The 13,238-nt window shown below is 74.4% G+C and carries 13 protein-coding genes; 4 read left to right on the top strand and 9 right to left on the bottom strand.

The window, feature by feature from the left end:
• Positions 1-53: 53 nt before the first annotated feature.
• The gene (locus tag OUQ99_RS13955; RefSeq protein ID WP_267949879.1) at positions 54-575 is read right to left on the bottom strand and encodes a GNAT family N-acetyltransferase; all 522 of its coding nucleotides are present in this window, start codon (positions 573-575) and stop codon (positions 54-56) included.
• A 228-nt stretch (positions 576-803) separates the two neighbouring features.
• Here OUQ99_RS13955 and OUQ99_RS13950 point away from each other — a divergent pair, with 228 nt between their 5' ends.
• A complete protein-coding gene (locus OUQ99_RS13950) occupies positions 804-1,799 on the top strand; it encodes a glycoside hydrolase family 6 protein (protein ID WP_267949878.1) in 996 nt (331 codons plus the stop codon).
• Between the two features lie 167 nt (positions 1,800-1,966).
• Positions 1,967-3,802: a glycoside hydrolase family 13 protein gene (locus tag OUQ99_RS13945; RefSeq protein ID WP_267949877.1), complete on the top strand. Its 1,836-nt coding sequence runs from the start codon at positions 1,967-1,969 to the stop codon at positions 3,800-3,802.
• Between the two features lie 33 nt (positions 3,803-3,835).
• Here OUQ99_RS13945 and OUQ99_RS13940 read toward each other — a convergent pair whose 3' ends face one another.
• On the bottom strand, positions 3,836-4,591 hold the full coding sequence (locus OUQ99_RS13940; RefSeq protein ID WP_267949876.1) for a thioesterase II family protein: 756 nt from the start codon (positions 4,589-4,591) through the stop codon (positions 3,836-3,838).
• Between the two features lie 623 nt (positions 4,592-5,214).
• Entirely contained in the window at positions 5,215-5,499 is a 285-nt protein-coding gene (locus OUQ99_RS13935) for a hypothetical protein (RefSeq protein WP_267949875.1), read from the bottom strand.
• A 56-nt stretch (positions 5,500-5,555) separates the two neighbouring features.
• Here OUQ99_RS13935 and OUQ99_RS13930 point away from each other — a divergent pair, with 56 nt between their 5' ends.
• Positions 5,556-6,191, top strand: coding sequence for a hypothetical protein (locus OUQ99_RS13930; protein ID WP_267950374.1), 636 nt, complete (start codon positions 5,556-5,558; stop codon positions 6,189-6,191).
• 97 nt (positions 6,192-6,288) lie between these two features.
• On the opposite strand, the gene OUQ99_RS13925 is transcribed toward OUQ99_RS13930, so the two are convergent.
• The 5 genes from OUQ99_RS13925 to OUQ99_RS13905 all read right to left on the bottom strand — a co-directional run bounded on the left by OUQ99_RS13925 (position 6,289) and on the right by OUQ99_RS13905 (position 11,377).
• On the bottom strand, positions 6,289-6,606 hold the full coding sequence (locus OUQ99_RS13925; protein WP_267949874.1) for an L-rhamnose mutarotase: 318 nt from the start codon (positions 6,604-6,606) through the stop codon (positions 6,289-6,291).
• 77 nt (positions 6,607-6,683) lie between these two features.
• The gene (gene rhaS, locus OUQ99_RS13920) at positions 6,684-7,748 is read right to left on the bottom strand and encodes a rhamnose ABC transporter substrate-binding protein (protein ID WP_267949873.1); all 1,065 of its coding nucleotides are present in this window, start codon (positions 7,746-7,748) and stop codon (positions 6,684-6,686) included.
• Complete coding sequence (locus OUQ99_RS13915; RefSeq protein WP_267949872.1) at positions 7,745-8,830, bottom strand: ABC transporter permease; 1,086 nt, start codon at positions 8,828-8,830, stop codon at positions 7,745-7,747. The genes rhaS and OUQ99_RS13915 overlap by 4 nt, the downstream gene beginning before the upstream one ends.
• Positions 8,814-9,860 (bottom strand): ABC transporter permease, encoded by a 1,047-nt coding sequence (locus OUQ99_RS13910; protein WP_267949871.1) that lies wholly within the window; start codon positions 9,858-9,860, stop codon positions 8,814-8,816. Before OUQ99_RS13910 ends, OUQ99_RS13915 begins: the two co-directional genes overlap by 17 nt.
• Positions 9,857-11,377, bottom strand: coding sequence for a sugar ABC transporter ATP-binding protein (locus OUQ99_RS13905; protein ID WP_267949870.1), 1,521 nt, complete (start codon positions 11,375-11,377; stop codon positions 9,857-9,859). The genes OUQ99_RS13910 and OUQ99_RS13905 overlap by 4 nt, the downstream gene beginning before the upstream one ends.
• 323 nt (positions 11,378-11,700) lie before the next feature.
• Here OUQ99_RS13905 and OUQ99_RS13900 point away from each other — a divergent pair, with 323 nt between their 5' ends.
• A complete protein-coding gene (locus OUQ99_RS13900; RefSeq protein WP_267949869.1) occupies positions 11,701-12,750 on the top strand; it encodes a LacI family DNA-binding transcriptional regulator in 1,050 nt (349 codons plus the stop codon).
• A 105-nt stretch (positions 12,751-12,855) separates the two neighbouring features.
• Here the strand turns inward: OUQ99_RS13900 and OUQ99_RS13895 are convergent, their stop codons facing one another.
• A complete protein-coding gene (locus tag OUQ99_RS13895; protein ID WP_267949868.1) occupies positions 12,856-13,047 on the bottom strand; it encodes a hypothetical protein in 192 nt (63 codons plus the stop codon).
• Positions 13,048-13,238 lie beyond the last annotated feature (191 nt).

The raw sequence follows: 13,238 nt of genomic DNA, 5'->3' as shown, positions 1-13,238 counted from the left end.
CGCGCGCGTGCGGCCCGCCGGCAGACCCGGCCGGCCGCACGCGACCCCCTCCGTCAGCCGGGACGCAGGCGGAAGACCTGGAGGCGCATGTCGTAGTACTTCTCGGTCTCGCCCACCCACTCCATGCCCAGGCGGCGGGCGACGGCGATGGCCCGTTCGTTGCGCGGACGCGCGACGGCGAACACCTCCTCGATCCCCTGCTCGAACGCCCAGGCGATGACGGCCCGGCTCGCCTCCGTGGCGTAGCCGCGGCCCCACACGTCCGGGCGCAGCGCCCAGCTCAGCTCGAAGTCCTCCTCGAAGGGCGGGAGCAGCTTGAGCGACAGTCCACCCACCAGCTGCCCGTCCTGTCGCCGGACGATCGCCCAGCGGCCCGCGGGCGGGATGAGGTTGGGTCCGGCCTCGATCCAGGCGTGCAGGACCGAGCGCATCGCGTCGGTCTCGTTCACCGGATGCCACTCCGGCGTCAGCCAGTGCGCGACCTCGTCGGCCCCGTAGATCTTCAGGGCGTCCTCGGCGTCGCCCAGCTCCCACTCCCGGATGAGGAGTCGGTCGGTTGGCAGCTCAAGGCTCATACCACAACCGTAACCCGGGACCAACGACCACGACAGGGGGGCGGGGGAAGAGTCTGCATCCCCTGCGCCGGCGCGCCTGCGGGGCGACCCGCCGACCCCTCGGGGTGGTACCGGGACCCGATCGTCACGACCCCTTTACACGGAGTTCACCGTTGCCTATCGTGGTGCGCCACGACTGGGAGCGCTCCCAACTACCCCTGTCCCCCGCTCGCACGAGGAGTAGTCACGATGATTCGCAGATCAGCGGCCCTGGGGGCCGTCGGCGCCCTGGCCCTCGGCACACTGCTGTCCGGCGGCGCCGCGCCGGTCGGGGCCGCGGCGGCGTCCGGCGCCGACGCGGCGCGGACCGCCGCCCAGGACGCGCCCTTCTACGTCAACCCCGACACCGGTGCGGCGAACTGGGTCGCCGACAACCCGGGCGACCCCCGCGCCTCCGTCATCGGCGAGCGCATCGCCGGGGTGGCCCAGGCGACCTGGTTCACCCGCTACAACCCCGACACCGTCGAGTCCGAGGTGGCCGCCCTGACCGGCGCCGCCCAGGACGCCGGCGCCGTGCCGATCATCGTGGTCTACAACGTCCCCGGACGCGACTGCGGCAACCACAGCGGGGGCGGTGCGCCCGACCACGCCTCGTACAGGGCCTGGATCGACGCGTTCGCCGCCGGGCTCGACGACCGCCCCGCGACGATCGTCGTGGAGCCCGACGCCCTCTCCCTCATGGGCTCCTGCGAGGGCCAGCCGCCGGCGGAGGTCATGGACTCGCTGGCGTACGCGGGGCGGACCCTCAAGGAGGGCTCCTCCGAGGCCCGCGTGTACATCGACTCCGGCCACTCCGCGTGGCACTCCCCCGCGGAGGTCGCCGAACTGCTGCACGGCGTGGACGTCGCCGAGAGCGCGGACGGCATCGCCGTCAACACCTCCAACTACCGCACCACCGCGGACGAGGTCGCGTACGCCGAGGCGATCATCGGCGCCACCGGCCTGGACGGGCTCGGGGCGGTCGTGGACACCAGCCGCAACGGCAACGGCCCGGCGCCCGGCGACGAGTGGTGCGACCCGGCCGGACGCGCCCTGGGAACGCCCAGCACGACCGACACCGGCAACCCGCTCATCGACGCCTTCCTGTGGGTGAAGCTCCCCGGCGAGGCCGACGGCTGCGCCGGACCCGCCGGTTCCTTCATCCCCGAGCTCGCCTACGAGATGGCCGTGAACGCCGGGGGCTGACCGGCCCGGGACCCGGACCCGCGGCCCGCAGGGGCACGGAACGGGTCGCCCCCTCCCGTCTCCGTTGCGATACTGGCGCTCCGGACCCCGCCCGTGTGGCGGGGTCCGGTCGCGTGCGCCCGCCGGTCGGCGGGCGCCCCAGCACACGAGCGCACCGGAGCAGCCCCATGAAGTTCGCCGGAGACCCCCACCACGACGGGTCCCCCGACCACGTCCGCGTCGAGGACGGGCAGGCGGTCCTGCGCGTGCGCGTCCCCGGGGGCGCGGACGCGGTGTACGTCCGCGTCGTGGAGGACGGCGAGGGCGTCCTCGTCCGGGCCGAGGAGGCCGGGACGGTCGGCGGCACCGCCTGGTTCGAGGCGTCGGTCGCCCTGCGCCCGGTGGTGACCGGGTACCGGTTCGCCGTCGTCCGGGGAGCCCGGTACACGTGGCTCAACCAGGAGGGGGCCCACGGCCACGAGGTCACCGACGCGGGGGACTTCCGGCTGCTCGCCGGGCCGCCGCCCCCCGCGTGGGTTCCCGGCACGAGCGTCTACCAGGTCTTCCCGGACCGGTTCGCCCGGGACGACGACTCCACCGACCCCCCTGCCGAGCACCCGGACTGGGCGCTGCCGCGCTCCTGGGACGACGAGCCCGAGGGCCTCGGCCGGACGGCGTCCCTGGAGTACTTCGGCGGGACCCTCGACGGGGTGCGCCGCCGCCTGGACCACCTGGCGCGGCTGGGTGTGGAGGTCGTCTACCTCACCCCCGTGTTCCCCGCGCGGTCCACGCACCGCTACAACGCCTCCACGTTCTCCGAGGTGGATCCGCTGCTGGGGGGCGACCGGGCGCTGCGCGAGCTGGTGCGGGCCGCCCACGAGCGCGGCATGCGGGTGATGGGCGACCTGACCACGAACCACACCGGGGACGCCCACGAGTGGTTCCGGACGGCCCGGGCCGACCCGGACTCGGTCGAGGCGGGGTTCTACTACTTCACCGAGCACCCCGACGACTACGTGGGCTGGCTCGGGGTGCGCACGCTGCCGAAACTGGACTACGCCTCGGTGGAGCTGCGCCGCAGGGTCTACGGCGCCGACGACTCGGTCCTGGTGCGGTGGCTGACCGGGAAGGACCCGGTGGACGGCTGGCGGATCGACGTGGCCAACATGACCGGGCGCCACGGCGCCCAGGACCTGAACCGGGAGGTGTCCGGGGAGATCGCCGCGCGGATGCGCGAGGTGGACGCCGCACGCGGCGGCGACGGGTCGTGGCTGCTGGCCGAGCACTTCCACGACGCCGGGCCGGACACCCACCACGACGGGTGGCACGGGGTCATGAACTACGCGGGGTTCACCCGCCCGGTGTGGAGCTGGCTGAACACCGCGCCGGAGGAGGTGAAGTACCTGACCACCCGGGCACCGCTGCCCCGGAACGGCGCCGAGGACGCGGTACGGGCGATGCGCGCGGCGAACGCGGGGCTGCCGTGGCGGGTGCTGACGCACAGCGTCAACGCGCTGAGCACCCACGACTCCGCGCGGTTCCGGACGGTGGTGGGTGGCGACCCGCTGCGGCACGAGGTCGGGGTGGCGGCCCAGGTGACGCTGCCCGGCGCCCCGTTCCTCTTCGCCGGCGACGAGATCGGCCTGGAGGGGCACGACGGGGAGAACGCCCGCAGGCCCATGCCCTGGCACCGGCCCGGCGCGTGGGACCGGGGCATCCTGGACGCGTACACCCGGCTGCTGGCGCTGCGGCGGGAGCTGCCCGCCCTGAGGACCGGCGGCCTGCGCTGGCTGGACGCGGGGCCGCACCACATGACGTTCGTCAGGACGCTCGCCGGGCAGGTGGTGCTCGTGCACCTGGCCGACGGCCCGCACACGCCGGTGGCGGCGGCGCCCGCCGACCTGGACGCCGCCCGGCCGGAGGCCGCCGCCTCGGGCGGGGGCGTCCGGCTGGGGACGGACGGGGCCGGAGGGGTGGTGCTCGGCGCCGACGGGCCCGGCTACGTCATCGCCGTCGGGGGCTGAGGCGGGGCGGCGGGGCCGGGCGGCGGCCGGGGACTACACGCCCGCGGCGAGGGCCGCGCGGACGTCCCTGGTGATCCGCCCGGTCACGTCGTCGATGCTCCCGACGAAGTAGAAGTGCCCGCCGGGCAGGGAGTGCCGTTCGACCGGGCCGTCGACGTGGTCGGACCAGGCGTCGAGCCGGCGGGGCGGCATGCCGGGGTCGTCCTCGCCGCCGAAGACCGACAGGGGCACGCGCAGCCTCTCCGCGCCGGGCTCCGGCCGCCAGGTGTCGACCAGTTCGAGGTCAGCGCGGACGAGGGGCTCCACGAGCCGCCACAGGTCGGGGTCGGCCAGGACCGCGGCGGGGGTCCCGCCCATGGCGGCGATGCCGTCGCGCAGGCGGTCGGAGGGCAGGAGGTGCCGGGGACGGTCGCGTTCGGGGCCGGGTGCGGGACTCCACGCCGACACCCCCAGCCAGGAGGGCCTGCGGTCCCCGACGGCCAGCCGCGACGCCATCTCGTAGGCGACGAGCCCGCCCATGCTGTGCCCGAAGAGCCCGAAGGGGCGGTCCAGCTCGTGGCCCACGCGCCCGTTGAGGTACTCCGCCAGTTCCCCGGCGTCCCGGAAGGGCTCCGCGTCGGCGCTGTGTGCGCGTCCGGGCGCCTCCACCAGGCACACGTCCCAGTCGTCGGGGAAGCGGCGCACCCAGGGGCGGTAGCCGAGGGGCGATCCGCCGGCGTGGTGGAGGAGGAAGAGCCGGAACCGGCTGTCGGGGACCGGTCTGAGCCTGGACAGGACGCCCTCGTGCACTGCTCTCCCCCTGCTTCCTCTCCCGGCCGGCTCGCGGTCGTCGCGACAGGGAGAACCTACCAGTCGGTAATACCCATCGGTAACAAAGGGCGAGCACACGGCGGCCCGGCGGCCGACCGCTCCCGGGCGGCCCGCGACGAGCCACCCGGTCCGCGTCCGCCCAGGTCAGACCCCTGCGGGGCGGCGCGTCCCCCGGCCCGACGACAGCGGTACGCCGCGGCCCGCCGGTCGGGGACGGGCCGCGCCCCGTGACCGAACGCACCGGACCGGACCGCCGGCCACGACAGGCGGGGCGGCGGAGGGACGCGCTCCGGGCGGGCCGGGCGGCGCGAGGGGGCCGCGGGACGGCAGGGAAAGCGGTGGCGCGGGAGAGCCGCGGGACGCGGATGCCCCTTCCGCCGGGCATGGCACGAGCGGCGGGAAGAACCCCGGGCGGGAGAAGCGCTCCGGGCGCCGGGGGAAACCCGGGGACCGGGAGCGGGCGGCGCGGGGCGGGCGCCGAACGGCGTCGCACCGCCCCGGAGGGACGGACGGAGGCGGGGAGGCCGGCACCGTTCCGGCGGGGCCCGACCGGGGGCCGGGGGCTCCGGGGGGGCACGCCCCGGAAGGAGGCCGGAGGGGTGTCAGGCCCGGTCGGGGCCGCCTTCGCGGGGTTCGTGGCCGGGGCCGCGGTCGACCCTGGGGTGGCGGCTCACGGCGCCGAGCAGCATCTGGCGCCAGGCGGGCATCCCGGGGTCGTCGGGCGCGGGGAGCGCCGGGGCGGACGCGGCGGGGCCCTGGGCCGCCTCGGCCTCGGCGACGCGTGCGCGCAACCGGTCCCTGACCTGTTCGGGCGTGTAGGCGCGGCGCTGCCGCTCGGCGCGCGCGATCACCGCGCCGGTCGCCGCGACGCCCACGAAAGCGGCCACTCCAAGGACTTTCCACCATCGCATGTGCCTAGGCTATCCCTGTGGCAGACACGAGTATGTCCCTGAACGAGGCGCTGGAGCTCACCCGGACCGGTGACGTGTGGGTCTTCCGGGGCACGAGCGTGCCCGACCGCGCCATCCAGATCACCACCAACAGCCCCGTCAACCACGTCGGCATGTCCATCGTGGTGGAGGACCTCCCACCGCTGATGTGGCACGCGGAGCTGGGCCGCTCCCTGCCCGACGTGTGGACGGGACGGCACCAGCGCGGCGTGCAGCTGCACGACCTCCGCGACGCCGTCCTGGTGTGGGGCCGCAAGTACGGGCAGCAGGGCTGGGTCCGCCAGCTCGACCCCCTGGCCACCCGGGCGATGGAGGACGCCGCCCTGCGCGCCGTGGCGCGGCTCGACGGCACCCCCTTCCCCTCCACCGCGCAGCTGGCGGCGAGGTGGGCGCGCGGTCGCCTGCCCCTGCGGCGCCTGCCGTTCGGGAGGCGCTCGCGCGAGCGGGCGCTGGAGACCGCCTACTGCGCCGAGGTGATCGCCCTGACCTACGAGGAGATGGGGCTGCTGCCGAGGGGCCGCCGCACCGGGTACTACGACCCGGGGCGGTTCTGGAGCGGCGACGACCTCGAACTGGAGGGCGGGGCCTCCCTTGGCGGGGAGATCCGGGTGGAGCTCCCCGCGGGCTGACCCTTCGCCCCCGGCCGGAGCTCGCAGGCGGGCCCCGGCCCCGCCCACCCGCCCGGCCCGCGGGGGGCGGCCCGCGCCGAGGAGGGCGGGAGAGGGGTCAGGGCAGGTGGAAGAGCTCGGTCAGTGGGACCATGCCCTCGTCGGGGCGGCCGGACAGGCCCTCGAAGAAGGGCGCCATCTCGGCCTGCCAGCGGGCGTTGACGCCGGTGCTCGCCATGGCCTCCCGGGCCGCGTCGAAGTCGTCGGTCTCCAGGTAGCCGACGACGGTGCCCTCGTCGGTGCTGAACAGGGAGTAGTTGTGCCAGCCCGCAGCGGAGAGCGCCTCGCGCATCTCGGGCCAGACGCCGGCGTGCCGTTCCCGGTACTCGTCGAGGCGGTCGGCGCGGACCTTGAGGATGAAGCAGACACGCTGCACGGCGTGGTCCTCCCGGTGGGTGGAAGGCGGCGGGCGGAGGGCTCCCCTCCGCCCGCCGCGGACTGCGGTGGGCCGGATCAGAAGTCGAAGTCGTCGATGTTGTCGGCGTCGAAGACGGTCGGCGGGCCGAGGACGATCTCGCCGTCGGCCCCGACGGTGTACTCGCCCAGGTCCCCGGCCTCGAAGGTCTCGCCCTCGGCCCCGGTGATGCGTCCCGCGCTCAGCGAGGCTCCCGCGTACCCGGCGAGGTAGCCGAGCTCCTCCGGGTTCCACAGCGCGAAGGAGTCGACGGTGCCGTCCTCCACGAACTCGCGCATCTGGTTGGGGGTGCCCAGGCCGGTGATGGCGACCTCGCCCTTGTACTCGGAGTCGCTGACGTAGCGGGCCGCCGCGGCGATGCCGACGGTGGTCGGGGAGACCACGCCGTCCAGGTCGGGGTGGGACTGCATGAGCCCCTGCATCTCCTGGAAGGACTGGAGGTCGTCGTCGTTGCCGTAGACGGTGTCGACCAGTTCGAGGTCCGCGTACTCCTCCTCCGCCAGGACCTCCTCCATCGCGGCGATCCAGGAGTTCTGGTTGGTGGCGTTGGGGGTGGCGGACAGGACGGCGAAGGTCCCCTCGCCGCCGATCTGCTCGGAGATCATCTCGACCAGGGTGCGGCCGATGAGCTCGTCGGAGGACTGGTTGACGAAGATGTCCGTGCAGCTGGCGTTGGAGTCGTAGCCGACGATGGCGGCGCCGTTGTCCCTGGCCTGGTCGAGGGAGGGGCACACCGCGTCGGGGTCGTTGGCGGCGATGACGATGACGTCGCTGCCCGCCTGGCTGGCCGCGTTGATGTACTCGACCTGGGAGTCGGCGGTGGGTTCGGTGCCGCCCCGCTCGGTGAACTCCCCGGCCAGCTCCTCGACGGCGACGGCGCCGCCCTCGTTGACGATGTCGGAGTAGGGGTTGTTGAGCTGTTTGGGCAGGAAGTCGATCCTGAGGCCCTCGGGGATCTCGGCGTCCGGGTCGGCGGTACCGGTCGGACCGGAGGCTTCCTCCTCCTGCGCGTCGTCGATGGTGGTGCCGCCGCAGGCGGCGGTCATCAGCACGGCGAACGCGGAGGCGGCCAGCAGCAGGTGTCGGGGGCGGGGGTCGGTCATGAGGGTTCTCCCTGGGTGGGGTCGGGCGCGGGGTCCGCCGCGGGTCGGGGGCCGGGTTCGCGTGCGGCACGGACCCGGGCCGCGATGTTGGGGGTGACGACGGAGGCGATGAGGATGAGGCCGGTGACGATCTGGAGGACCTCGCTGCTGATGCCGAACAGCTGGAGGGCGTTGCGGATGGTCCCGAGGAGCAGGACGCCGCTCATGACCCCCAGGACCGAGCCGACCCCGCCGAAGATGGACACCCCGCCGAGGAGGACGGCGGCGACGACCTGCAGCTCCAGGCCGAAGGCGGTGTCGGCGCGGGAGGTGCCGTACTGGAGGGTCCAGAAGATCCCGGCGCCGGAGGCGACGACGCCGCTGAGCGTGAACAGCCAGAACCTGGTCCACGCGACGGGGACCCCCGAGAAGCGGGCGGCCTCGTCGTTGTTGCCGATGTCGAACAGGGACCGGCCGACCCCGGTGGCGTGGAGCAGGACCGCGAAGGCGGCGGCCAGGACGAGGACGGCCACGGCGATCCACGGCAGGCCCTCGATGCCGAGGAAGGGCGCGCGGGCTCCGCCGACCCAGTCGCGGGGGTAGCTGGCGACGGCGCGGTCGCCGAGGAGCACGTAGGCGAGCCCCCGGTACAGGGCCATGGTGCCGATGGTGACGGCCAGGGAGGGCAGTCCGCAGACGGTGACCAGGAACCCGTTGAGCGCGCCCAGCGCCGCGCCGACGGCCAGGCAGATCCACAGGGCCGTCTCGATGGGGATCCCGGCCTCCCAGAGCACGCCCAGGGTGGCGCTGGTGAGGGCGAGCGTGCTGGCCACCGACAGGTCGATCTCGCCGGTGATGACGATGAGCGTCATCGGCAGGGCCATCAGGGCGATGGCGGCGATGCTCAGCACCAGGAAGTCGATGTTGCGGCCGGTGGCGAACATGTCGACGAACAGTCCGGCGCCGAGCAGGGCCACCACGAGCGCGCCGACGACGGGGGCCTCCCGGGCGGAGAGCAGGGCCCTGGCCCGGGAGCCGGCCGTCCGCGTGTCCGGTGCGGCCGCCCGGGCCGGGGCGGCGGTGCGTTCAGGCGCCACGGGCACCTCCTCCTCGAAGCTTGCGCGCCGTGCGCAGCGCGAGCAGCCGGTCCAGGCCGATGGCGGCCAGGATGAGCGTGCCCACCACGGCCTGGTGCCAGAACGGGTTGATCTGCCAGATGGGCAGGGCGGCGGTGATGGTGGTGAGCAGGACGGCGCCGAGGGCGGCTCCGTAGACGGTGCCGACGCCGCCGGCGATGGCGACGCCGCCGACGACCGCGGCGGCCACCACCTGGAGTTCCATGCCGGTGCCGACGGTGGAGTCGACGGTGCCGTAGCGGGCGGCGAACAGGACCCCGGCGAGGCCCGCCAGGGCTCCGTTGGCGGCGAAGGCCAGGATGATCCGGCGCCCCGCGGGGATGCCGGACAGGCGTGCCGCGTCGGCGTTGGAGCCTATGGCGTACAGCTCGCGGCCGGAGCGGTGGTTGGCGAGGTAGAAGCCGACGGCGGCGACCACGGCGATGGCGATCGCGGCCGGCAGCGGTACGCCGAGGACGCCGACCCGGCCCAGGAGCAGGAAGGACGCGGGCATGTCGGTGGCGTTGACCTGGCCGCCGTCCGCCCACCAGTGGCCGAGGCCGCGGTAGGCGTAGAGGGTGCCCAGCGTGACGACCAGTGCGGGTACCTGTGCGGTCGTGACGAGCAGGCCGTTGGCCAGCCCGCACGCGAGGCCGATGAGGATGCCGGCGAGCATGGCCACGGGGACCGGCAGGCCGGGGAGGGCCACGAAGAGGGCGCCGGTGCCGAAGGCCGACAGCCCCATCACCGATCCGACCGAGAGGTCGACGTTCCTGGTGATGAGGACGAGGGCCTGGCCGGCGGCCAGGACCGCCAGGACGGTGGCGCCCAGGAACAGGTCGCGGACGCCCTGGGCGGACAGGAACCCTGGGTTGTGCAGCCAGGTGGCGGTGATCAGCAGGACGACCGCGAGCAGCACGCCGAGTTCGCGGAACTGCCGCCGGCGCCGGGCCGGGCGTCCGGGGGTCCGGGGAGGGGCCGCCGCGGAGGCCCCGGGGGCGGCGGGGGGTGCGTTCATCGGGCGGCCCCGTTCGGTCGCTGTCCGGTGGCCGCGTACATGACGGACTCCTCGTCGGCGTCGGCGCGGTCGATCTCGGCGGTGATTCTGCCCTCGTGCATGACCAGGACCCGGTCGGCCATGCCGAGGACCTCGGGGAGCTCGCTGGAGACCATGACGATGGCGAGCCCCCGTCCCGCGAGGGTGGAGAGCAGGCGGTGGACCTCCGCCTTGGTCCCGACGTCGATGCCGCGCGTGGGCTCGTCCACGAACAGCACCCTCGGCTCGGTGGAGAGCCACTTGGCGAGGACGACCTTCTGCTGGTTGCCGCCGGAGAGGGTGGAGACGGGGTCGTCGATGCGGCCGTAGCGGAGTTCGAGCCGTTCGCCCCACTCGCGGGCGGAGTCGCGCTCGGCGCGCGGGCGCAGGAGGCCGAAGCGGCTGAGGGGCCGGCGGCGGGTGGCGGTCGCGTTGCGTTCGATGGAGGACTCCATGACCAGGCCCTGCTGGCGGCGGTCCTCGGGGACCAGGGCCATGCCCGCGGCCATGGCCGCCCTGGGGCGGCCCGCGGGCAGGGGCGTGCCGTGGACGCGGACGGCGCCCGCGTCGTAGCGGTCGACGCCGAAGACCGCGCGGACGACCTCGCTGCGCCCGGCGCCGACGAGGCCGGCCAGGGCCACGATCTCGCCGGCCCTCACCCGGAAGGACACGTCGGCGAACACGCCGCGGCGTGTGAGTCCGTCGACCTCCAGGACGGTGTCGCCGCGTTCGGCGTCCTCCTTGGGGTAGAGGCTGGTGACGTCGCGTCCGACCATGCGCCGCACGACGGTGTCCACGTCCAGGTCGGGGGTGGGGTCGCAGGAGACGAACGCGCCGTCGCGGACGACCGTGATGCGGTCGCAGAGGGCGAAGACCTCGTCGAAGCGGTGGGAGATGAACAGCAGGGCCGCCCCGGAGTCGCGCAGGGTGCGGGCGACGGTGAAGAGGCGTTCGGCCTCCACCCCGGAGAGTGCGGCCGTGGGCTCGTCCATGACCAGGACCCGGGCGCGCCGCGTGAGGGCCTTGGCGATCTCGACGAGCTGCTGGTCGGCGATGGAGAGGCCGCGTGCGGGGCGGTCGGGGTCCATGTCGACGCCGAGGCGGGCGAAGGCCTCCCCGGTGTCGCTCCGCATGCGCTTGCGGTCGATGGTGCGCAGGCGGGTGAGGGGCTGGCGGCCGACGAAGATGTTCTCGGCGACCGACAGGTCGGGGAACAGGGTGGGCTCCTGGTGGATGACGGCGACGCCGGCGCGCTGGGCGTCGGCCGGCGCCCCGAAAGCGGTCGGGACCCCGTCGACCAGGAGCTGCCCGCTGTCGGGCCGGTGTACGCCCGCGATGGTCTTGACCAGGGTGGACTTGCCGGCCCCGTTCTCGCCGACCAGCGCGTGGATCTCCCCGGGGCGCAGTTCCAGGGACAGCCCCCGCAGGGCCCTGACGCTCCCGAAGGACTTGGTGACGTCCACCAGCGCGAGGGGTGGAGGGACCTCTGTCGGGTCCACGTGCCCTCCTTTTCCGGTGCTGGTTCGACGGGGATCCGTCGAACATTACAAAAACGTTTTAATATGAAGGGGATGTTAAGTGGAACACACACCCCCGTCAAGAGGATCACCATGGAATTGCCAGGTATCGCCCTGGTAACGGCCTCCGGGAGGAGGTCGGCCGACCCCGGATACCGAGGCGCGGGAAGGCCCCGTCACGGGATGGTTGTTGACACGTTTCAATCCGGGTGTGAGCATGATGCCCCGCGCATCGGGGCCGGATCAGTAGCATGCGTTCGCGCAGTTCCCTGATGACCGTCCGAACACGCCCCGGGAGAAGCTCCTTGTCCACCAGGCCCCGATCCACCCGCCCCTCCGTGGGCATCACCGAGGTCGCCCGGCACGCCGGGGTCTCCCCGGGCACCGTCTCCAACGTCCTCAACCGCCCCGAGCGCGTCGCCGAGGCCACCAGGGCCAGGGTCGAGGCCGCCATCGCCGAGCTCGACTACGTGCGCAACTCCTCCGGCAGCAGCCTGCGGTCGGGCCGCAGCGGATCCGTGGGCCTGCTCGTCCTGGACGTCACCAACCCCTTCTTCACGGAGGTCGCGCGCGGCGTGGAGGACGAGGCCGCCGGGGCGGGGCTGGCCGTGGTGCTCCTCAACTCCGCCGAGGCCCAGGACAGGCAGCGGCGCAACGTGCGCCTGCTCGCCGAGCAGCGCGCCGCGGGCGCGGTGGTGATGCCGGTGGACGACGACCTGTCCGACCTGCTGTGGCTGAGCCACCAGGGCACCTCCTGGGTCGCGCTGGACCGGGGCGACGTCGCCGAGGACGTCGGGTGCAGCGTCAGCGTCGACAACCACGCGGGCGGCCTCGCCGCGGGGCGCCACCTCATCGGCCTGGGACACGAGCGGGTCACCTTCCTGACCGGGCCCTTCGCCATCGAGCAGGTGCGGCGCCGCCACCAGGGGCTGCTCGACGCCTTCACGGAGTCCGGCATGGACCCCGGCGCCCACGTCCGGGTGGTCGAGCAGCCGCTGCTCAACCCCCAGCAGGGCGAACGCGCCGTGGACGCGGTGCTGGCCGGCGGTCCGCGCCAGCGGCCGCAGGCGGTGTTCTGCGCCAACGACCAGCTCGCCCTCGGCCTCATGAAGGGCCTGGGGCGGCGCGGCCTGCGCGTGCCGGACGACATCTCGGTGGTCGGCTACGACAACGTCGACCTCGCCGACCTGGTCCACCCGGGGCTGACCACCGTCGCCCAGCCCAAGTACGACCTCGGGCGCGCGGCGATGCGGCTGCTCCGCTCGGAGCTCGACGACCCCGGCCACCGGCACGAGCGCGTCCTCTTCACCCCGGAGCTGGTGGTGCGGGGGTCCACCGCCGCGTACCGCTCCTGACCGCGCGGCGTCCCGGCCGTGGGCGGGTACGAGCTGCGCACCCGCACCGCGATGCCGATGACGGACCGGATCGGCGGGGGTCCGCGGGGCCGTGGCCGGGGGCTCTCAGCAGCCGCCGCCCCCTCCCCCGCCGTCACCGCCCCCGGCCCCGCCCTCGCCCCCGCCCCGGTGGCCGTCGCCGGGGCCGGACCCGTCCCGCATCTCGCGCACCATGCCCGCCCCCATGACGACCAGCGGGACCACGCCCACCACGGCGACGACCAGGACCGCCAGCAGCACCTCGCCCACCGAGCCCATCCGCGCGCCCTCCTCCGCCCGGCACCGCTCCCGGGCACGGTGCGCGGCCGGGTGCCGGAGTCCGCACGGTAGCGCAGGCCCCGGGGCCGCGGTCGGCGGCCGGACCGGCACGCGCATACGGCCGGGAGCTGTGCCGGATGGGAATCCGGGAACGCCGTCGCGATATCGAAGCATCGAATTCCCGCGATCGC

The sequence above is a fragment of the Streptomonospora nanhaiensis genome (assembly GCF_026642255.1).
In the GTDB taxonomy this organism is placed as follows: Bacteria; Actinomycetota; Actinomycetes; order Streptosporangiales; family Streptosporangiaceae; genus Nocardiopsis; species Nocardiopsis tropica.
The sequence above is the reverse complement of the archived record's forward strand: the minus strand, read 5'-3'. Positions and strand labels throughout refer to the sequence as shown.

Coding starts and splice junctions, on each gene's coding strand:
- OUQ99_RS13955 (WP_267949879.1), bottom strand. CDS start 575: ATGAGCCTTGAGCTGCCAACCGACCGACTCCTCATCCGGGAGTGGGAG.
- OUQ99_RS13950 (WP_267949878.1), top strand. CDS start 804: ATGATTCGCAGATCAGCGGCCCTGGGGGCCGTCGGCGCCCTGGCCCTC.
- OUQ99_RS13945 (WP_267949877.1), top strand. CDS start 1,967: ATGAAGTTCGCCGGAGACCCCCACCACGACGGGTCCCCCGACCACGTC.
- OUQ99_RS13930 (WP_267950374.1), top strand. CDS start 5,556: ATGTCCCTGAACGAGGCGCTGGAGCTCACCCGGACCGGTGACGTGTGG.
- rhaS (WP_267949873.1), bottom strand. CDS start 7,748: ATGACCGACCCCCGCCCCCGACACCTGCTGCTGGCCGCCTCCGCGTTC.
- OUQ99_RS13910 (WP_267949871.1), bottom strand. CDS start 9,860: ATGAACGCACCCCCCGCCGCCCCCGGGGCCTCCGCGGCGGCCCCTCCC.
- OUQ99_RS13895 (WP_267949868.1), bottom strand. CDS start 13,047: ATGGGCTCGGTGGGCGAGGTGCTGCTGGCGGTCCTGGTCGTCGCCGTG.